The sequence below is a fragment of the Nocardioides sp. Root190 genome (genome assembly GCF_001428565.1).
Classification (GTDB): domain Bacteria; phylum Actinomycetota; class Actinomycetes; order Propionibacteriales; family Nocardioidaceae; genus Nocardioides.
Genome location: NZ_LMIA01000007.1, coordinates 135,158 through 154,136 on the forward strand (window position 1 = coordinate 135,158; position 18,979 = coordinate 154,136).

The 18,979-nt window shown below is 70.9% G+C and carries 15 protein-coding genes; 5 read left to right on the plus strand and 10 right to left on the minus strand.

Translation table 11 applies throughout. The annotated features are described in order from the left end of the window. Positions 1–116 precede the first annotated feature (116 nt). Positions 117–632 carry a hypothetical protein gene (locus ASE01_RS04975; RefSeq protein WP_056749050.1) on the plus strand — a complete coding sequence of 172 codons (516 nt, stop codon included), beginning with the start codon at positions 117–119 and terminating at the stop codon, positions 630–632. Positions 633–767: 135 nt separating this feature from the next. Here ASE01_RS04975 and ASE01_RS04980 read toward each other — a convergent pair whose 3' ends face one another. Beyond that, positions 768–1,739 (minus strand): helix-turn-helix domain-containing protein, encoded by a 972-nt coding sequence (locus ASE01_RS04980; RefSeq protein ID WP_056749052.1) that lies wholly within the window; start codon positions 1,737–1,739, stop codon positions 768–770. A gap of 215 nt (positions 1,740–1,954) precedes the next feature. On the opposite strand from ASE01_RS04980, the gene ASE01_RS04985 reads away from it, so the two are divergent. Beyond that, on the plus strand, positions 1,955–3,784 hold the full coding sequence (locus tag ASE01_RS04985) for a sigma-70 family RNA polymerase sigma factor (protein WP_056749054.1): 1,830 nt from the start codon (positions 1,955–1,957) through the stop codon (positions 3,782–3,784). A 15-nt stretch (positions 3,785–3,799) separates the two neighbouring features. On the opposite strand, the gene ASE01_RS04990 is transcribed toward ASE01_RS04985, so the two are convergent. From ASE01_RS04990 to hppD, 7 genes are all read right to left on the minus strand, one after another. Next, the gene (locus ASE01_RS04990; RefSeq protein WP_056749056.1) at positions 3,800–4,663 is read right to left on the minus strand and encodes a helix-turn-helix domain-containing protein; all 864 of its coding nucleotides are present in this window, start codon (positions 4,661–4,663) and stop codon (positions 3,800–3,802) included. A 187-nt stretch (positions 4,664–4,850) separates the two neighbouring features. Beyond that, positions 4,851–6,113, minus strand: a complete 1,263-nt coding sequence (locus ASE01_RS04995) for an ATP synthase F0 subunit B (protein ID WP_157537108.1) — start codon at positions 6,111–6,113, stop codon at positions 4,851–4,853. A gap of 122 nt (positions 6,114–6,235) precedes the next feature. Continuing rightward, the gene (locus ASE01_RS05000; protein ID WP_056749059.1) at positions 6,236–7,474 is read right to left on the minus strand and encodes a Glu/Leu/Phe/Val dehydrogenase dimerization domain-containing protein; all 1,239 of its coding nucleotides are present in this window, start codon (positions 7,472–7,474) and stop codon (positions 6,236–6,238) included. A 23-nt stretch (positions 7,475–7,497) separates the two neighbouring features. Then, complete coding sequence (fahA, locus tag ASE01_RS05005; RefSeq protein WP_056749062.1) at positions 7,498–8,616, minus strand: fumarylacetoacetase; 1,119 nt, start codon at positions 8,614–8,616, stop codon at positions 7,498–7,500. Then, the gene (locus ASE01_RS05010) at positions 8,613–9,455 is read right to left on the minus strand and encodes a hypothetical protein (RefSeq protein WP_056749064.1); all 843 of its coding nucleotides are present in this window, start codon (positions 9,453–9,455) and stop codon (positions 8,613–8,615) included. Before ASE01_RS05010 ends, fahA begins: the two co-directional genes overlap by 4 nt. Continuing rightward, the gene (locus ASE01_RS05015; RefSeq protein WP_056749066.1) at positions 9,452–10,657 is read right to left on the minus strand and encodes a homogentisate 1,2-dioxygenase; all 1,206 of its coding nucleotides are present in this window, start codon (positions 10,655–10,657) and stop codon (positions 9,452–9,454) included. The genes ASE01_RS05010 and ASE01_RS05015 overlap by 4 nt, the downstream gene beginning before the upstream one ends. Continuing rightward, positions 10,657–11,874, minus strand: coding sequence for a 4-hydroxyphenylpyruvate dioxygenase (gene hppD / locus ASE01_RS05020; RefSeq protein WP_056749067.1), 1,218 nt, complete (start codon positions 11,872–11,874; stop codon positions 10,657–10,659). The genes ASE01_RS05015 and hppD overlap by 1 nt, the downstream gene beginning before the upstream one ends. Before the next feature lie 119 nt (positions 11,875–11,993). Here hppD and ASE01_RS05025 point away from each other — a divergent pair, with 119 nt between their 5' ends. After that, the gene (locus tag ASE01_RS05025) at positions 11,994–12,503 is read left to right on the plus strand and encodes an Lrp/AsnC family transcriptional regulator (protein WP_056749069.1); all 510 of its coding nucleotides are present in this window, start codon (positions 11,994–11,996) and stop codon (positions 12,501–12,503) included. A gap of 214 nt (positions 12,504–12,717) precedes the next feature. Here the strand turns inward: ASE01_RS05025 and ASE01_RS05030 are convergent, their stop codons facing one another. Beyond that, positions 12,718–13,659, minus strand: coding sequence for a hypothetical protein (locus ASE01_RS05030; RefSeq protein ID WP_157537109.1), 942 nt, complete (start codon positions 13,657–13,659; stop codon positions 12,718–12,720). Between the two features lie 267 nt (positions 13,660–13,926). Between ASE01_RS05030 and ASE01_RS05035 the strand changes: the two genes are divergently transcribed. After that, complete coding sequence (locus ASE01_RS05035; RefSeq protein ID WP_056749074.1) at positions 13,927–15,750, plus strand: phosphoenolpyruvate carboxykinase (GTP); 1,824 nt, start codon at positions 13,927–13,929, stop codon at positions 15,748–15,750. 226 nt (positions 15,751–15,976) lie between these two features. After that, positions 15,977–17,122 carry a zinc-binding dehydrogenase gene (locus tag ASE01_RS05040; RefSeq protein ID WP_056749075.1) on the plus strand — a complete coding sequence of 382 codons (1,146 nt, stop codon included), beginning with the start codon at positions 15,977–15,979 and terminating at the stop codon, positions 17,120–17,122. A gap of 26 nt (positions 17,123–17,148) precedes the next feature. Here ASE01_RS05040 and ASE01_RS05045 read toward each other — a convergent pair whose 3' ends face one another. After that, entirely contained in the window at positions 17,149–18,870 is a 1,722-nt protein-coding gene (locus ASE01_RS05045; protein WP_235535869.1) for an FAD-binding dehydrogenase, read from the minus strand. Positions 18,871–18,979: the final 109 nt, after the last annotated feature.

The window sequence follows — 18,979 nt, forward strand, 5'->3', positions numbered from 1 at the left end:
CTTTCCGAGCGCGGTACCCGATGCCGCCGCCGTGAACACCGGTGGCTCGCCGATCCGGGATCCGTGTCTGAGCCCCGGATCGCGGGGTACCTGCAGAGCCCAACGAGCCGAGGGGTGTGATCCTCGTGAACGAAGAGGTGTTGAAGGACTATCTCCAGCACCACTGGGTGGGCTCGACCGCCGGCGTGGCCCTGTTCCGCCGCGTCGGACGGACCCACGCGGACCCGGACGCTGCTGCCGAGGTCCGGGACCTGGCAGTGGATGTGGCAGCGGACCGGGAGACGCTGCGCGGACTGATGATCTCCGTCGACGTGGCCCCGAGCACGATCGGTACGGTCGTGGCTCGCCTGGCGGAGGCGCTCGGTCGCCTCAAGCCCAACGGACGGGTGCTGTCGCGCTCGCCACTGACCGACGTCGTGGAGCTCGAGGCCCTGCGCCTGGCCACGGCCGGTCGGCGCGCGGGCTTCGAGGTGCTCCGCGCTGCGGCGGACGACGAACCGCGTCTCGACCCGTACGCGCTCGACCGGCTGCTCGAGCGGGCCGATGAACACCTGCGCACGCTCGATCGCCTGCACGTGAGCGTGTCGCGGCAACGGTTGGTGGCTGACGCCGGACCTCATCGCCCGAGCTGAGGGTCGCGGCGTACGACCCAGTCCGGCCGGCCGGTCCGGCCGGCCGGTGCGCGTGGCCGCAGACGGCCGGACCGGGTTCGGCAGCCCCCCAGCCGCCGAACCCGGTCCGTTTCCCTCCCCCGCTCCCGCGGTGGATCAGTGACTCAGCGCGACCGCCTGGTGCGTCGGCTGGGTGGACTGGCGCTGCATCGTGCGAGAAGCCCGCTGGATCCGCAGCAGCATCGCTGCGGACGGGGTCACCGTGCCGCGGACGTAGGTGGACAGCCGTGACGGCGAGGTGCCGATCCGGCTGGAGAACTCGCGCTGGGAGGTACCGCTCAACGCGACGAGGTGGCGGATCTCCCGAGCGACCTGGTCGCGCTCCTGGTCGCGGCACCACTCACGGCACTGCTCGACCGACGACTCGGTGGACGCCAGCAGGACCGGGCGCCCGGACTCCTTGGCGAGCGTGACCAGCAGGTCGGCGTACGACCCCCACGGGCTCGCCGCGATCATGCCCAGGTGGATGCGCCACTCCGGGAGCGTGCCGGTGTCGAGCAGGTCGACGAGCGCGTCGACCGAGGTGATCGGCGCAGTGGCCTGTTCGGTGTCGAGGTCCTCGAACACCAGCGCCCGCGCCACGGATGCGCAGGTGGTCGCGAGGGGTGCCGCCTCGTGGGTCGTCGCCGGATCTGCGGCGAGACGCGCCTGCAGGTCGGGGGCGAGCAACCGCCGTGCCGCTGCGCTCGCCCACGGCAGCGACGTCGACGTGTCGAGCGCGATCGAAGCCCGGTGCTGGAGTCGCGCGAGCCGTCGCTCCCCGAGGTGATCGACGAGGTGCGAGGTCGCGACGTAGTCGGACGTCTCGTCGAAGGCGACGAGTGCGACCAGGTTGGCCAGGACCGCACAGCGCGCGGTCGAGCGGGGGTCGCTCTGGTTCTGCTCGAGGATGGTGAGGAACGCCTCCCACATCGGAGCGTGCTCGGGCGCCACCGTCCCGGCGCGGTCCAGGACGCGGAGCAGGACCTCCTGGAGGGCAGCTCCCGACTTCACCGGCACCGGGTGGCTGGCGAACTGGTCCCTGAGGTCCAGGGGTGAACGGTGGGCGAGCGTACGCGTGTGGGGCATGGCGTCGTGGCTCCTCGTGACTCGGTTCGGACTCCGCGCAGGGCCGTCGAGCGGCACCTGCACCTACCCAGACGGGGTGCGCGTCGGAACATCACGCCGTTTTCACATTTGATCCCACTTTTTTCTCTGCGTGCCCTCCCGCACGCCTGCCCGTACGATCAGCGAGGCACATTTCTTCGGGGCGAAGGCCCCAGGGAAGACGACGAGGGGATGCGTTGACAGTCGAGGGAGCGCCGCAGGGCGGCACGGACTCCGTGCTGCCCATCGGAGCGCCGCCCCCGGGGGAGCTGTCCGACGACGACTTCGACCACCTCTACCGGACCCATGTCGACGACGCCCGCCGGCTCGCCACGATCCTGGTCGGGGCCGAGCACGCCGAGGAGCTCGTCGCGGAGTCCTTCGCCCGGGTGCTCGCGCAGCTGCGGGCCGGGCGCGGCCCGATCACGAACTTCCGCTCCTACCTCCACGTCACCATCCGCAACGGGTTCCGCGACTCGTTGCGGGCCACCCGCGAGGCTCCCGTCTCCGACCAGCCCTGGTTGCTCGACGACGCCCAGCCCTCGGTCGAGGAGCTCCTGGAGGACCTCGCACCGGACACCGCTGCCAGTGCCTTCGCCACGCTGCCCGAGACCTGGCAGCAGGTGCTCTGGCACGTCGAGGTCGAGGGTCGCAAGCCCGGTGAGGTCGCCGACCTCCTCGGGATGCGCGCCCGCGCGGTCTCCTCGCTCGCCCACCGGGCCCGCGAGGGACTGCGCCGCGCCTACCTCGACCAGCACGTCGTCGCCCAGGTCGCGGTCGCCGACTGCGGGTGGAGCCGGAGCCGTCTGAGCCAGTACGTCCGCAGCGACCTCAGCCCGCGTGCCGAGGAGAAGGTCGCCTCCCACCTCGGTGAGTGCGAGGCCTGCCTGGCGGCGTACCTCCAGGTCGAGCGGGTCAACCGCAAGCTGGCGGCGTACCTCTTCCCCGTCGTCCTGCTGGGCGCGCTGCCTGCGGGCGGCACGGGGATCCTGTGGCTGGCCGGGCTCACCGGTCTGGCCGGAGGTGCGACGGCGCCAGGGGCGACCTCCGGCGCCACGGGTGCCGCCAGTGGCGGGAGCGGGGTCACCGGGGTCGGCACCGTCGCTGCTGCGGCGGCTGCCGTGGCCGCCGCAGCTGCTGTCGCCGTGGGCGGCATGGCCCTGGTCAAGACCCAGGACGCCGAGCCCGCCGCGTCGGGGGCCGAGGCACTGGCGAGCGACACCGTCGCCGGAGTCGAGGGACCTGCCGGTGCCGATGAGCCGGACCAGCCCGCCGATCGACCGACCACGCCCGAGCCGCCGCCCACCGACGAGGCGCAGCCGGCGCAGCCCGTGGAGCTGGAGCCGTCGCGCGTGCCGTCGGACCCGGAGCCGAGCGACCCGCCCGCCACACCCGCCGCGGGTCCGGTCGTCGTGGCCGCGGTCGCTCCGGTCGCCGACCTGATCGACACCTGCGACACCTGGGGCAACCTGACGCTGCCGACCACCCGTGGGGTGCGCTACGAACGGACGGCGGGCGACGGCCGCTCCGGCGCCTGGACCGTCGAGGCGACGGCGCGGGACGGCTTCGTGCTCCGGTCCGGATCGACCCGCACCTTCGAGGGCGACCTCGGCACCCACCGCACCTGTGCCCGCCTGGTGGACGTGAGTGCAGGCCCTGCGGTGCTGCCGATCCTGGGACCGTGGGACATCGACGTCACCACCGAGGTCGAGGGTGACCGGGCCCGCTCGCTCGAGGTCAGGTTCACGTTCGAGGAGGGCTCAGCCGTGGAGGCGGTCGAGATGCACGGGGCCGGCTGGACCTGCCGCGACGCCGGCGGGCGCCTGCTCGGCGACACCGACCAACCCGGCCTGGATCCCACCGATCCCGTCCTGCCCCTCAGCTGCCTCTTCGAGGCGACGTCCGGCCAGCCGCCGCGCCTGACGCTGCGGGTGTGGGACGGGCTGCTGACGATCACGCCTCCCACGGGCACCGTCACGTTGTACTCCGACGGGGTGGAGATCTCCTCCGCACCGTTCCCCGGCTGACTCGGTCCGGGAGCGTCAGGCCGAGTCGTTCGGGCGGGGCGGGCGGGGTGCGCGCAGGGCGCGCTTCGCAGTGCGGTTGATCCGCAGCATCATCGCCGCCGACGGCGTCACGGATCCGGTGACGTACGTCGACAGGCGCGACGGCGACGTACCGACCAGGCTGGCGAACTCCCGCTGGGTCAGGCCGGTGGAGGTGATGGTGCGGCGGATGTGGTCGGCGACGGCCCTCCGCTCGTCCTCCTCCGCGCGACGTCGGGTCAGCTCCACCAGTGCCTTGACCCCGCCGAACTCGCACGGCTGGCGGTCCGGGTCGAGCAGCGCGAGGGGCGTGTCGTTGCGACCTGACCACGGGTCGGTCAACGCAGCCCTCGCCAGGCGTCGCCACACGAGGAGGTCGCCGGACCGGAACACCTCGAGCACGTCGTCCGCCGAGGTCAGCTGCGGCAGGTCGCCGGCGCCGTCGTGGTCGACCATCAGCAGGCGCAGTGCGGTCTCGCCGCACAGCTCGCGCAGCAGGTCCTCGTCGTGGGTGAGGCATCCGGGGGTCCGGGAGTCCTGGCCCCATGCCCGCGCGCCGAGGGTGCGGACCAGGCTCGTCGTGATCGGTCGGGCCCGGCCGGTGTCGACCGGCGCGAGCAACTCGTCCTGGAGGTCGGCGAGCTCGTCCCGGGTGATCTCCTCGGTGATCCGCGACAGGTCGACGACGTCCTGGTCGGTGTCGAAGTGGACCAACGTCAGTGCGTTCGCGAGCACTGCGAGCCGCACCGTCCTGACCTGGTCGTCGGCCGCCCGCATGGCCTCCCGGGCGGCCTCCCAGGACTGTCGGACGGCCTCGCCATCAGCAGCGCGTTCCTCGAAACGCGCAACGATCCCCCGCATCAGTCGTGCCCTGTTCTTCTGCTGGCAGGGACCGGATCCCCATGCCCGGTCGTCCTGCGAGGAGCCGGAGAACCGGCGTCCGATCAGGACCTTAAGCAGGTGAAGGGCTCGGTTGCACGGCAGCGTGGCCGACCGGTATCAGTTCTGGCAACCGGTTCCCGGGCTGCCGGGAGAGCGTCGCGCCGGGTCAGGACCGACGGCTGCGCCAGCCGCGGCGGCGGTCCGGCGCGTCGGCAGGCGGGTTGGGGTTCGGCGGCGGGATCGGCGCGGAGAACTCCCTCGACGTCATCGGGGGAGTCGACTCCTGCTCGGCAGGCTCTGCGGTGCCGGGCTCGGCAGTCGGCTCGGGAGCGAAGGGGTCCCGGCCGAACGGCTCCTGGCCGAAGGGCTCGCGAGCGAAGGGCTCGCGAGCGAAGGGCTCGACGGACTCGGCCACTGGCGCCGGCGCGAACGACTCGACCACCGGTGCGGCATGGGTCGGCGGCGCGAACGGCTCGGGCTGGGCCGGTTCGGGCTGGACCGGCTCCGGCGGTGCGGCGGTGGAGGTGGCGGCGTACGTGTGGCGAGGAGTGGGCTCGGCGACCTGGCCCTCGATCTGGGCGACGGGTGCCTGCAGGGGTCCGCGGACGCCTCCGGTCACCGCCTCGACGCCGTGGAGCACGCGGGTGCGGATCTCGTCCATCCGCGAGGCGTGCCGGTTGGCCTCGGCGAACAGCTCTTCCTGAGCCGTACGACGGATCCGCTCGAGCTCGGTGTTGAGGTGGTCGCGCTCCGCGGCGGCGTCACGGCGGAGGCGCTGGGCCTCCATCACGTCGTGCTCGCCGGCACGGACGATCTCGGCGGCGTCGTTGCGCGCGCGGTCGACGATCGTGGCGGCCTCGGCCTCCGCGATGGAGCGGCGCTGCTCGAGGATCTGCTCGGCCTCGGCCCGGAGGGTCTCGGCGGCCCGCATGGCCTCCTCGATGATCCGGGAGGCCTGGCTGGTGGCCTCGCGGCGCTCGCTCAGTGCGGCGGCGGCAGCGTCCTCGGCCTCGCGGCGCAGGGCGATCACGTCCTGGAAGTGCTGGGCGGAGGGGAGCACCGACGACTCGACCGCCTCGGCGGCGGGCTCGGCCGCCGGCGGGCCGGCCTGGGCGGACGGCGCTGCCGGAGCAGGCTCGGAGGCGGGTGCGGACGGCGCGGGAATCGTGCCGGACGGGATGTCGAGGGCCGTCAGACCCGGCTCCGGGGCGTCGGGGACAGGACGCGAGGAGGTCGGGGTCTCGGGCGGGTGCGGCGCGCCGAGCGGGTCGGAGTCGTGGTCGCGGTGGTCGAGGTGCTCGTCGAGACGATCACCGAGGTGGTCGACGGGCTGGGTGCTGCGGCGTTCGCCGAGGTGGTCGACGGGCTGGCCGTCGTCGTCCCCCGGTCCGCGTCCGTTGTCCCCCGACATGTCCCCCACCGTGTCCATCGTGTTCCCCTCGGGTCCGGTCGCCGTCCCGCGAGAGCCGGGCGCGATCCGCAGGCAGACTTTCACATTCACCGTCGCCAGTGAAGGGGAGGTCGCCCGCGGGACCGGCCCGGGCGCCCGCGTCACACCAGCTGGTCGAGCGCGATCTCCAGGGCCGTCGCCGCCACCAGCGTCGGGTGGGGTGAGCGCTCGTGGCAGGCCGCGAGCGCCGTGCGGATGGTCCGCGACACGTCGCCGAGGATCATCTCGTCGGACACCTCGCCGATGCCCTCCATCAGCAGGGTGAAGGTCCGCGCCATCCCGCAGTTGGCGATGAAGTCGGGGATCACGGCCACGTGCTGGTCGGCGAACTCGTACGTCGGGCCGTAGAAGATCTCGGGATCCGCGAAGGGGACGTTGGCTCCGGCGGAGATCAGCTCGAGACCTGCGGAGACGAGCCGTTTGACGTGCTCGACGGTGACCAGTCGCGACGCCGCGCAGGGCAGGAAGATCTCCGCTCCCATGTCCCAGATCGTGTCGTCCAGCTCGGCGAAGCCGATCAGGGACTCGGCCCGCAGCGCGTTGCCCTGCTTGCCGACGAACAGCGCGCGGACCTCCTCGGGAGTGAAGCCGTCGGGGTTCATCAGGCCGCCGTCGCGGTCGATGATGCCGACGACGCGCGCGCCCGCCTGGGCGAGGTAGAAGGCGGCGGCGGAGCCGACGTTGCCCCAGCCCTGCACGATGACCCGCTTGCCGGCGAGGCTCTGGCCCTGCGCTGCGCCGTACGTCGCGTAGTAGTGCACGACGGACTCGGCCACTCCCCAGCCGGTGACCATGTCGGCGATCGTGTACTTCGCCTCGCGGTCGGGGGTGTAGCGCGGGTCCTCGACGACCTTGGAGACGCCGAGCCGCAGCATGCCCACCCGCTGCACCAGCTCGCGCTCGTCGGCGGCGAAGTGGCCGTTGACGATGCCCTGCTGCGGGTGCCACAGGCCGTAGCGCTCGGTCAGCGGGATGACGTCGTGCACCTCGTCGACGTTGAGGTCGCCGCCGGTGCCGTAGTAGGTCTTGAGGAGCGGGGAGACCGCCTTGAACCACCGCGCGAGCACGCCCTCGCGGCGCGGGTCGTTCGGGTCGAAGTCGATGCCCGACTTGGCCCCGCCGATGGCCGGGCCGGAGACGGTGAACTTGACCTCCATGGTCTTGGCCAGCGCCTCGACCTCGCTGCGGTCCAGGCCGGCCCGCATCCGGGTGCCGCCGCCGGCCGCGCCGCCGCGCAGCGAGTTGATCACGGCCCAGCCCTTCGCCTCGGTCTCGGCGTCGTGCCACTCGAAGACGATCTCGGGCGCCGTGGCCTCGAAGCGGTCGAGGAGGTTCTTCATCTCGGTTCCTTGCGTCGTCGTGGTCATGCGTGGGCCTTGCTGATCCGGCCGCGGCACTCGCCGAAGCCGATCCGGGTGCCGTCGGCGCCGGGGGCGCTGGCGCGCAGGACGATCTCGTCGCCGTCCTCGAGGAAGCCGCCGCCGCGTTCGATGAGCGAGCCGACCTGGTCGGGATCCGGGCCGGAGATGGTGCCGGAGGCGAACAGGTCGCCGGTGCGGGTGGGTGCGCCGTTGACGGTCAGGTGGGCGAGCATCTGGGCGGGCGACCAGTACATCGAGGCGTACGGCGGCCGGCTGATCACCTCGCCGTTCCACTCGACCTCGACCTCGATGTCCAGGCCCCAGGGTCGGTCGAGGGCGAGGTAGGGCAGCACGGCCGGGTCCTGGGCGGGGGTGTTGACCCGGGCGGCCCCGAGCGCGGCCATCGGCACGACCCACGGGGAGATCGTGGAGGCGAACGACTTGCCGAGGTGCGGCCCGAGCGGGACGTACTCCCACGCCTGGATGTCGCGTGCCGACCAGTCGTTGAAGAGCACGGCACCGAACAGGTGCTGGTCCGCGTCGCCGACACCGATCGGGGTGCCCATCGGGTTGCCCACACCGACGACGAAGCCGAGCTCGGCCTCGATGTCGAGGCGGGTCGAGGGACCGAACACCGGTGTCTCGGCGCCGGGGGGCATCCGCTGTCCGCAGGGACGGACCACCTCGGTGCCCGAGACGACGACCGACCCGGCGCGGCCGGTGTAGCTCACCGGCAGGTGCTTCCAGTTGGGGAGCAGTGGGTTCGGGTTGTCCGGCCGGAACAGGCGGCCGAGGTTCGAGGCGTGGTGCTCGGAGGCGTAGAAGTCGACGTAGTCGGCGACCTCGAACGGCAGGTGCAGCCGCACCGCGTCGACCGGGTGGGCACAGGAGGAGGGAAACGCGCCGCCCAGCGCCTCGGTCAGGCGGGCGCGGGTGTCGTCCCAGCGTTGTTTCCCTTCAGCCAGGAACGCGTTGAGGCTGGGCTGCGCGAAGACCGGCTCGTCGAGCAGCGTGGCGAGGTCGACGACGTGGTCGCCGAAGCGGGTGCCGACGCGCGGGGCGGACCCGTCGACCGAGTAGACGCCGTACGGCAGGTTGGTGATCCCGAAGAGCTCGTTCACCGGGCCACCTCCCCGAGGAGCCCGAGGGCGGCCAGCTCGGCCACCGGCTCGTCGATGCTGCAGGTGCCGAACGAGCGGAAGGCCTGCCGGGTGGCGGGGGACGTCGCTGCGACCCGGTCCGCGAGGCGGCGCCCGTCCCGCTCGGCGAGCCATTTGGCGACCTCGTCGCGGTCTGCCCCGCCGAGTGCGACGTCGGTCGCGACGATCAGGTTGAGGAAGCCGTGCTGCTCGAAGCCGGTCTCCGGGTCGGTGTTGCGGATCGCGTGGTGCAGGCCGGCGGTGGCCTTGAAGCCCACCCCGGCGCCGGTGAGGGCGAGGATCGCGCCAGCCAGCTCGGACTCGTCCGGGTACAGGTCGGCCCGGACGCCGCCGGTGCGCAGCTTCGCGAGGTACGGCGTCGTGGCCAGCTCGGCGAGGAGGGTGTCGCGTCGCTCGTCGCGCGGGAGCTCGACGTACACGGCGACGCCGACGGGGTTGCCGACCGCGGCCATCAGTGTCGGGACCACGTCGCGGGCGGCGAGGCCTTCGGGGACGGCGACCTCGAGCGCGACGAGTCGTACGGCGTTGATCGACCGGGCTCGCTCCAGTGCGAGGTCGGCCGTGTCCGGGGACGCCACGGTGATCGTCAACGGGAGGCTGTCGACGGGCAGGTCGCCGGTGAGCTCGGCGAGTGCCGGCAGGTCGGCCTGTGCCACCACCAGCGGTCCGACGAGGTCGCCGTGGGCTCCCAGCTCGTGGGTCAGGTGTGCGTGCACGGCCTGGCCGAGCGGAAGGTTGCCCGGTGGGAAGACGGCGGCGTCGTCGAGCAGTCCGTCGAAGCCGGCTGGAGATCGCGTCACTGGCCACGCACCCACGACGTCACGTAGACGCCGTCGTCCACGGCCCGACCGGCCTCGCCCAGCTCGAGCGGACGGAACGTGTCGACCATGACCGCGAGCTCGTCGAAGAACTCCACGCCGATCGACTTCTCGTAGGCGCCGGGCTGCGGTCCGTGCGGATGACCGCCCGGGTGCAGGCTGATCGAGCCCTTGCCGATCCCCGATCCCTTGCGTGCCTCGTAGTCGCCGGCGACGTAGAACATCACCTCGTCGGAGTCGACGTTCGAGTGGTAGTACGGCACCGGGATCGACAGCGGGTGGTAGTCGACCTTGCGGGGCACGAAGTTGCAGATCACGAAGTTGTGGCCCTCGAAGACCTGGTGGACCGGCGGTGGTTGGTGCACGCGTCCGGTGATCGGCTCGAAGTCGGCGATGTTGAAGGCGTAGGGGTACAGGCAGCCGTCCCAGCCCACGACGTCGAAGGGGTGGTGCGGCAGCACGTGCACGGTCCCGGCGATGCCGCCCGGTCCGGCGCCACGGTGCTTGATGAAGACCTCGGTCGCGACATCGGCATCCGCGTCCGCCAGGAGCACGTCCGCCGGCGTGCGCAGGTCGCGCTCGCAGTACGGCGCGTGCTCGAGCAACTGTCCGAAGCGCGACAGGTAGCGCTTCGGGGGGCCGATGTGGCTGTGGGCCTCGATGGCGTAGAGCCGCAGCGGCTCGCGGCCGGTCGGCACCCAGCGGTGCGTCGTGGCGCGGGGGAGGACGACGTAGTCACCCTCGCCGGCCTCGAGGCTGCCGAACACGGTCTCGACGACGGCGGTGCCGGCCTCGACGTACACGCACTCGTCCCCGATGCCGTTGCGGTAGTACGGCGACGGTGCCCCGCACACGGCGTACGAGATGCGCACGTCGCCGTTGCCGAGCACCAGCCGGCGGCCGGTGACGGCGTCGAGGGACGTCCAGTCGTCGCCGGTGAACAGGTCGTGCAGCCGCAGGTGGCGGGGGATCAGCGGGTGGTTGGGCGTCGTCGCCAGGTCGGGCAGGTCCCAGACCCGCGCCTCGACGACGGCCGAGGGGATGTGCCGGTGGTAGAGCAGTGAGGAGTCCGAGGAGAACCCCTCCTCGCCCATCAGCTCCTCGAAGTAGAGCGTCCCGTCGGGGGCGCGGTGCTGTGTGTGCCGCTTCGCGGGGACCTCGCCGATCCGTTGGTAGTGGGCCATCAGAAGTTGCCCCGTCGCTCCTGCTCGCGCTCGATCGCCTCGAAGAGCGCCTTGAAGTTGCCCTTGCCGAAGCCGAGCGAGCCGTGCCGCTCGATGAACTCGAAGAACACCGTCGGTCGGTCGCCGAGCGGCTTGGTGAAGATCTGGAGGAGGTAACCGTCCTCGTCGCGGTCGACGAGGATGCCGCGCTTCTGCAGCTCCTCGACGGGCACCCGGACCTCGCCGATGCGCGAACGCAGCTCGGGGTCCTCGTAGTAGGAGTCCGGGGTGGCGAGGAACTCGATGCCCTCGGCCCGCAGCCGGTCGACGGTGTCGAGGATGTCGTTGGTGGCCAGCGCCAGGTGCTGGGCGCCGGGGCCGCCGTAGAACTCGAGGTACTCGTCGATCTGCGACTTCTTCTTCGCGATCGCCGGCTCGTTCAGCGGGAACTTCACCCGGTGGTTGCCGTTGGCCACGACCTTCGACATCAGCGCCGAGTAGTCGGTGGCGATGTCATCGCCGATGAACTCGGCCATGTTGGTGAAGCCCATGACCCCGCGGTAGAAGTCGACCCAGCCATCCATCTTGCCGAGCTCGACGTTGCCGACGATGTGGTCGAGCGCCTGGAAGAGTCGCTTCGGCGCACCTTCGCGCCGGACGAACGGTGAGGTCCGGGCGACGTACCCGGGCAGGTAGGGGCCGTCGTAGGTCCGGCCGTCGACCGTGCGCTGGACCAGCGTGTGCCGGGTGTCGCCGTACGTCGCGATGGTCGCGGTGCGCACGGTGCCGTGCTCGTCGCTGAGGTCGTGCGGCTCGGTCAGGACCGTCGCGCCCACCGAGCGGGCGTGCGCGATGCACTTGTCGACGTCGGGCACCTCGAGCGCGATGTCGATGATGCCGTCGCCGTGCTTGCGGTGGTGGTCGTGCAGGGAGCTGGCCGGGTCGACGCCGCCCGTGAACACGAACCGCACGGCGCCGCTCCTCAGCACGAACGCGACGTGGTCGCGGTTGCCGGTCTCGGGGCCGGAGTAGGCGACGAGCTCCATGCCGAAGGCCGAGATGAAGAAGTGGGCCGACTGCGTGGCGTTGCCGACGACCCAGACCGCCGCGTCCCAGCCGGTGACCGGGAAGGGGTCCTGCCGGTCGTCGTACTCGACGAGGCCGACGAGCTGCTTCAAGGTGTCGAGGTCGAGCTCGGCGAGCCGCTCCTCGCTGGTCAGGGTCTCCTGGAGGGACATGTGAGGAGGACAACATGTCGCAGGTGGGCATCACAACCTGCTCATCTGGAGGTAGGCAAACCGGCCACTTCTGCTCGGCACCGTGGCTCTGGACTGGGCAGAACGACTAGTTTGGCTGCATGCCTGGTACGCCGCTGACCCTGGACCAGATCGACCTCGCCCTCCTCACGGCGCTCACCGAGCACCCGCGTGCCGGCGACCTCGAGCTGTCCCGCCTGACCCAGGTCGCCCGGGCCACCGTCCAGAGCCGGTTGCGTCGCCTCACCGAGGCCGGCGTGATCGCCGACTGGGACCCCACGCTCGACGTCGCCGCCGCCGGCTTCGAGGTCCAGGCCTACGTCACCCTCGAGATCTCCCAGGGCGCGCTGGACGAGGTCGCCCGCGACCTCGCCGCCATCCCGCAGGTCCTCGAGGCCTACGTCACGACCGGGTCCTACGACGTGCTGTGCCGCGTCGCCACCCGCTCCCACCCCGAGCTCCAGGCGACCCTCGTCCGGATCGACCAGTCCTCCTCGGTGGTGCGCTCGACCAGCGTCATGGTCCTGTCGGTCCTGATCGCGCCCCGGGTGCTGCCGCTGCTCGCCAGTGCGGACGTCGCGCCGAGCCGGCGGGCTCCGGCGTACCGCTGAGGGGTCACGAAGTGCGTGGTTCTCTCCGCCGAAGTGCGAGGTTTTCTCCTGCGAAGTGCGCAGGGAGCTCGCGCGCGGGAAAAAAAGTGCCGCCGCAAGAGTCTCGGGTCTCCTGCGGCGGCGACAGAAGGATGACACGGGACCGGACTGGTTGTCAGCAGGTCGAAAGTAAAATCCTCAACCAGTTCGTCGGACCCGCCCGCACCGGTCCGGCTCAGCTCTTGAACAGGAGTGCGAGCCGGTAGTCGGTGTTCATGTAGTTGACCAGCGACTGGAGCTCCTTCTCCGGCACCTTCGCCTTCGTGGTGCCGATGGTGACGCCGATGATGTTGCCGTAGACGCTCTTGTTCCACTTGCCCTGGACGAAGTCGGGGAACACGGCCTCGTCGCGAAGGTCGAAGTCGGTGTCCTTGAGCTTGCTCTCCGCGGCCTTGGCGTGACGCTCGGTGTCGAACACGATGAACACGTGGGTGATGCGCGCCTTCCCGCCGAGGGCGGAGTAGGTCCACTGCACGGAGTACTCGCAGCGCTGCTGGGTCAGGACCGAGGCCTCCTCGACGGGGCCGCAGCTGTCGTAGTCCCAGGACTGGCGCAAGGTGGCGTTGTGCTCGACGTCGCCGAGCTTGAAGTTCCAGTCGCCGGGGAAGTCGGTGGTCTTCACGTCGCCGTGGATGTCGTCGCCGGTGTCGTCCGTCGGGGAGTACGGCGTCGCAGGTGTCGTCGGCGAGGTGACGGGCGGGGGGACCTCGAGGGTGGAGGGTGCCCCGGGGGTGGCGCTCGAGGCGTCGGTGCTCCCGGTCGAGTCGGTGCTGCCGGTCGTGTCGGAGGTGGGGTCGGTGCCGGCCTTGCGGTCGCCGTCGTCGTCACCGTTGGCGAGCAGGATCGCGGTGGTGGCGATGCCGCCGATGAGCAGCACCACCACGGTGACCAGCGCGACGACGAGGCCGACATTGCGGCGCGGCTTGCCGCCGTCGTACGGCGAATGTCCGGGCGGACCCCACCCGGGAGGAGGCGGTCCCTGGGGCGATCCCTGGGGGGAGCCCTGCGGAGGACCGGAGGGGTGGCCCCAGCCGGGCGGCGGGCCCCAGCCGGGAGGCGGGCCGGCAGGCGGGCCGGCAGGCGGCGGACCGGACGGCGGCAGGGGCGGCTGGCTCATGGCCCCTTCCTACCCCGCGCCCGGTCGCGCCAATCCGGCCAGGTCGGAGGCGCTTCTGGATTCGATCGATCCAATCCAGAACGGCCGGAAGTGACCCGGATCTCGCTGGTCGGCGCCGATGTGCGCTCGCGGCAAAGCGGTGTCATGGTGACTGTCACGCGGACGACGGTGTCCCCGGATCTGGTGATTCGAACCCCGGAAATTACCGGGTGGGCTGTGGGGTAGCGTGCCCACACCTTGACAAGGACCGAAAGGCTGGCGAGAAGCATGGTTGATGTGGAGCTGACGCTCGACGAGGCGGGTTTGACCAACCCCCACGTTCGCGAGTACGTCGCACACTGGGCCAACATCACGGGTGCCGAGCGGATCGAGGTCGTGTCTGCGGCCGACGACGCTCGCCTCGTGCAGGAGTCCCTCGATGCGGGTGAGTTGCTCCCCGCAGGTGAGGGCCTCTACTACTCCCGGTCCTACTACAAGGACACCGCTCGCGCCGAGGAGCGCACCATCGTCGCCACGAGCGACGAGGCGGACAAGGGCATCTACAACAACTGGCGCCCCTCCTCGGAGATGAAGCCGAAGCTCGTCGAGCTGATGACCGGCGCCTCGGTGGGCAAGACGATGTACGTCATCCCCTACCTGATGGCTCCGAAGGACTCGCCGCTGCAGAACTTCGCGGCCGGCGTCGAGCTCACCGACAACCGCAACGTCGTGCTCCAGATGATCCGCATGTCGCGGGTCGGCGTGGAGTACATCAACGACCTGGGCGACTCGTTCGTCAAGGCCGTGCACGTCACCGGTGACCTGGAGAACCTCGGCCAGGGCACGCCCGACGACAAGCGCTACTTCGTGACCGTCGCCGACGAGCGCACGATCCTGCACTTCGGTTCGTCGTACGGCGGCAACGCGCTCCTGGGCAAGATCGCCCACGGTCTGCGCCAGGGTGCCTACGACGGCTGGAAGAACGGCTTCCTCGTGGAGCAGTTCATGCTGCTGGGCATCACCGACAAGGAGACCGGCAAGAAGTACAACATCTGCGGTGGTTTCCCGTCGGCCTCCGGCAAGACGAACCTCGCGATGACGCTGGCTCCCGACGCCCTCGGTGACCGCTACTACGTCGAGTTCTACGGCGACGACATCGCGTGGATCTGGGTCGGCGACGACGGCAAGCTCTACGGCATGAACCCGGAGAACGGTGTCTTCGGTGTCGCCAAGGACACCAACGAGAAGACCAACCCGACCGCGATCGACTCGATCGTTCCCGGCACCGGCGCGATCTTCACGAACGTTGCCTACAACTCCAAGACCCAGGAAGTCTGGTGGGAGGGCAAGAGCGACAAGCCCACCGACCTCGACGGCTGGGAGGACTGGAAGGGCGACATCATCGCCGACCGGTCCCCGGAGGAAGCCGACGCCCCGTGGGCGCACCCGAACAGCCGGTTCACCACGACGCTGGCCAACGTGCCCAACGTCGCGAAGGACTTCGAGGACCCGCAGGGCGTCGAGATCCACGGCATCATCTTCGGTGGCCGTACCCGCGACCGCGAGCCCCTGATCCGTGCGATCAGGGACGTTGCCGAGGGTGTGTACGACGGTCTGACGCTGGGTGCCGAGGCGACCGCCGCGGCCGACGGCCTGGAGGGCGTGCTCCGTTACGACCCCATGTCGATGCGTCCGTTCATGTCGTACTCCGAGGCCGACTACGCCGCGCACTGGCTCGAGGTCATCGGCCGCGCGACGACCAAGCCGATCTTCGCGCACGTCAACTGGTTCCAGCGTGGGGACGACGGCCGCTTCCTGTGGCCCGGCTACCGCGAGAACCTGCGCCCGCTGAACTGGCTGATGGAGTTCCTCAACGGCGAGGTCGAGGGCGTCCAGACGCCCGTCGGTGTCCTGCCGAAGCGCGAGGAGCTCAACCTCGAGGGCATGGACGAGCAGGCGCTCGCCGACCTCGACACGCTCCTCACCATCGACGTGCCGCGCTGGCAGCAGGAGATGGGCTTCCGTGAGAAGCACCTGGCGCAGTTCGATGGCCTGTCGGAGGAGATCTGGACGGCCCACCGCCGGGTCGCCGAGGCGCTCGACAACGCCTGATCCGACCGTTTCGTTTCGCACCACCCCGGCTCTGTGGAGTCGGGGTGGTGCGGGTTTTGGCGGGTGGCAGTTTCACCGCTTAGGCGGTGAAACTGCCCCTGGGCGCATGAAACTCCGTGTGCCCAGAGGCAGTTTCGTATGTTAGGCGGTGAAACTGCCGCCCGCCGCACGCCCGCTCACCGAGCCCTCCACCCCAGGAGCGGGCCGGACGAGGATGATGCAACCCATGCGCGCTGTCGTCTGCCACCAGTCCGAGCTCACCGTCGAGACCGTGCCCGACCCGACGCCCTCGCGCGGTCAGGTCCTGGTCGAGGTGGAGAGGTGTGGAATCTGCGGGTCCGACCTGCACGCCCGTACCCACTGCGACGAGACGGCGGCGGACGTCGCCGAGCTGGGGTACGACGACTTCATGCGCTCCACGGACAAGGTCGTGATGGGGCACGAGTTCGTCGGGACCGTGCTCGACTACGGCCCCGGCACCAAGAAGTCCTGGCCGGTCGGCACTCGCGTCGTGTCGCTGCCCGTGCTGCGCACCGACGGCGGTGTCCACCTGACCGGGCTGACCGCCCAGGTGACGGGTGGGTACGCCGAGCGGGTGCTCGTCGATGCCGCGATGACCATGCGCGTTCCGGACGGGCTGGACGCCGAGGCGGCGGCGCTGACCGAGCCGATGGCGGTCGCTCTCCACGCCGTACGACGTGGACAGGTCGGCGCGAAGGACACGGCGGTCGTGATCGGGTGCGGTCCGATCGGGCTGGCGGTCATCGCGATGCTCAAGGCCACCGGCGTGCGCCACGTGATCGCGAGCGACTTCTCACCGGGTCGGCGTGCGTTGGCCGAGCAGATGGGCGCCGATGTCGTGGTGGATCCGGCGGACGAGTCGCCGTGGAGCTCGTTCGCCGAGTCGCGGTACCTCACCGAGGCGATCGCGCTGGCAGAGGTGGGCCTGGACGCGATGGACAAGCTGCGCGCCGTACCCCTGCTGCCGTGGGCGCACGTGATGCGCGCGGCAGAGAAGGTCGGCGCGACGCCGCGGGGTCCGGTGGTGTTCGAGTGCGTCGGCGTCCCCGGGATGATCGAGCACATCGTCTCCTCGGCGCCGTTGCTCACCCGGGTCGTGGTGGTCGGCGTCTGCATGGGTGCCGACACGTTCCGGCCGTCGATGGCGATCAACAAGGAGATCGATCTGCGGTTCGTGTTCGCCTACGACCCGAGCGAGTTCCACCAGACCCTGCAGTGGATCGCGTCGGGCAAGGTCGACGTACGTCCGCTCATCACGGGGACCGTCGGGCTCGACGGCGTCGTCGGGGCGTTCACCGATCTCGCGGACCCCGAGCAGCACGCGAAGATCCTGATCGACCCGTCACGCTGACAACTCGACGGGCGAAGACCAACAACTCAGCGGGCGACGGACCGGCCCGCAGCACGTCCCGAGAAGATGCACCCACCGAGGAACGTTCCCTCGAGCGCGTTGTGGCCGTGGACGCCGCCGCCCCCGAAGCCGGCGACCTCGCCGGCGGCGTACAGGCCGGGGAACGGCGTGCCGTCGGGTCGGATCACCTGGCTGTCGAGGTTGGTCTCGATGCCGCCGAGGGTCTTGCGGCTCAGGATGTTGAGTCGTACGGCGATGAGGGGGCCGTGGGCGGGGTCGAGGATCTTGTGCGGCTTGGCCACCCGCATCAGCTTGCCGGTGCGGTCGCGACGGGCGTTGTGGATCGCCATGACCTGGGCGTCCTTGCCGAACGGGTTGTCGATCTGGCGGTCGCGCTCCTCGATCTGGCGGCGCAGCAGGTCGGCGTCGAGCACGCGGCCGCCGCGGGCGATCCGGTTCATGCCGGCCACCAGCTCGTCGAAGTCGGTCGCGACGACGAAGTCCTCGCCGTGCTCCTTGAACGCCTCGACGGGGCTGGTCGCACCCTTGGCGAGACGCTCCTTCAGCATCAGCCGCAGGTCCTTGTCGGTCCAGTCGGGGTTCTGCTCGGAGCCGGAGAGGGCGAACTCCTTCTCGATGATCGACTGGGTCAGCACGAACCACGAGTAGTCGGCGCCGGTCGCGAGGACCTGCTTCATCGAGCCGATCGAGTCGGCGCCGGGGACGCCGGACATGCCGGTCAGCCGGTGCCCGTCGGCGTCGAACCACATCGACGAGGGACCGGGCAGGATCCGGATCGCGTGGTTCGGCCAGACCGGGTCCCAGTTGTGGATGCCCTCGACGTAGGCCCACATCCGGTCCTTGTTGACCAGGTTGGCGCCGGCGGCCTCGGTGATGGCGAGCATGCGTCCGTCCACGTGCGCGGGGACGCCGGCGATCATGTGCTCGGGTGCGGGACCGACCCGCTCGGTGGGCCAGTTCGCACGCATCAGTTCGAAGTTGTGGCCGATGCCGCCGGAGGTCACGATCACCGCCGGAGCGCCGAGCTCGAACTCCGCCGCCACCTCGCGCGAGGACGCCACGCCGCGCGGCAGGGCGTCGTCGGCCGCCAGCACCGAGCCGCGTACGCCGACGCAGGCGCCGTCCTCGACGACGAGGTCGTCGACGCGGTGCCGGAAGCCGAAGCGCACCAGACCAGCGGCCTCCGCGGCCTCGACCGGCTCCAGGAAGACGCGGACGACCTCGGGGCCGGTTCCCCAGGTCAGGTGGAAGCGGGGGACCGAGTTGCCGTGCCCGCTCGCGGACCCGTCGCCGCGCTCTGCCCACCCCACGAAGGTGAGGGACTTGAGGCCGAGCCCGCGCAGGTAGTCCCGCTTCTCGGTGGCCGCGAAGTCGACGTACGCCTCGGCCCACCGGCTGCCCCAGTGGTCCTCGCCGCGCTCGGGCCCGTCGCCCTCGCCGATCCGGTCGAAGGCCGCGGAGCCCTGCCAGTCCTGCCAGGCGAGCTCGCGGGAGTCCTTGATCCCCATCCGGCGCTGCTCGGGGGAGTCGATGAAGAACAGCCCGCCGAGCGACCAGAACGCCTGCCCGCCGAGGTTGGCGCGGTTCTCCTGCTCGAGGACCAGCACCTTCTTGCCGGTGCGGGTCGCCTCGTACGTCGCCACCAGGCCGGCGAGGCCGGCGCCGACGACGATCACGTCGGGGGCGAAGGTGGGGTCGACGGCGTACTCGCTCACGGGCTGGGTCACGGCGCGAGCCTGCCACACGGGCCCCACCGCCACCGGGGCGCCGTGCACCGTCGGACCGGTGCCGCACGTGGCGCCCGCCACACATCCTTGCCACTGGCAAGGAACGCGT

Coding starts and splice junctions, on each gene's coding strand:
- ASE01_RS05030 (WP_157537109.1), bottom strand. CDS start 13,659: ATGAGCCAGCCGCCCCTGCCGCCGTCCGGTCCGCCGCCTGCCGGCCCG.
- ASE01_RS05000 (WP_056749059.1), bottom strand. CDS start 7,474: ATGAAGAACCTCCTCGACCGCTTCGAGGCCACGGCGCCCGAGATCGTC.
- ASE01_RS04980 (WP_056749052.1), bottom strand. CDS start 1,739: ATGCCCCACACGCGTACGCTCGCCCACCGTTCACCCCTGGACCTCAGG.
- ASE01_RS05035 (WP_056749074.1), top strand. CDS start 13,927: ATGGTTGATGTGGAGCTGACGCTCGACGAGGCGGGTTTGACCAACCCC.
- ASE01_RS04995 (WP_157537108.1), bottom strand. CDS start 6,113: ATGGACACGGTGGGGGACATGTCGGGGGACAACGGACGCGGACCGGGG.
- ASE01_RS04990 (WP_056749056.1), bottom strand. CDS start 4,663: ATGCGGGGGATCGTTGCGCGTTTCGAGGAACGCGCTGCTGATGGCGAG.
- hppD (WP_056749067.1), bottom strand. CDS start 11,874: ATGTCCCTCCAGGAGACCCTGACCAGCGAGGAGCGGCTCGCCGAGCTC.
- ASE01_RS05040 (WP_056749075.1), top strand. CDS start 15,977: ATGCGCGCTGTCGTCTGCCACCAGTCCGAGCTCACCGTCGAGACCGTG.
- ASE01_RS05015 (WP_056749066.1), bottom strand. CDS start 10,657: ATGGCCCACTACCAACGGATCGGCGAGGTCCCCGCGAAGCGGCACACA.
- ASE01_RS05025 (WP_056749069.1), top strand. CDS start 11,994: ATGCCTGGTACGCCGCTGACCCTGGACCAGATCGACCTCGCCCTCCTC.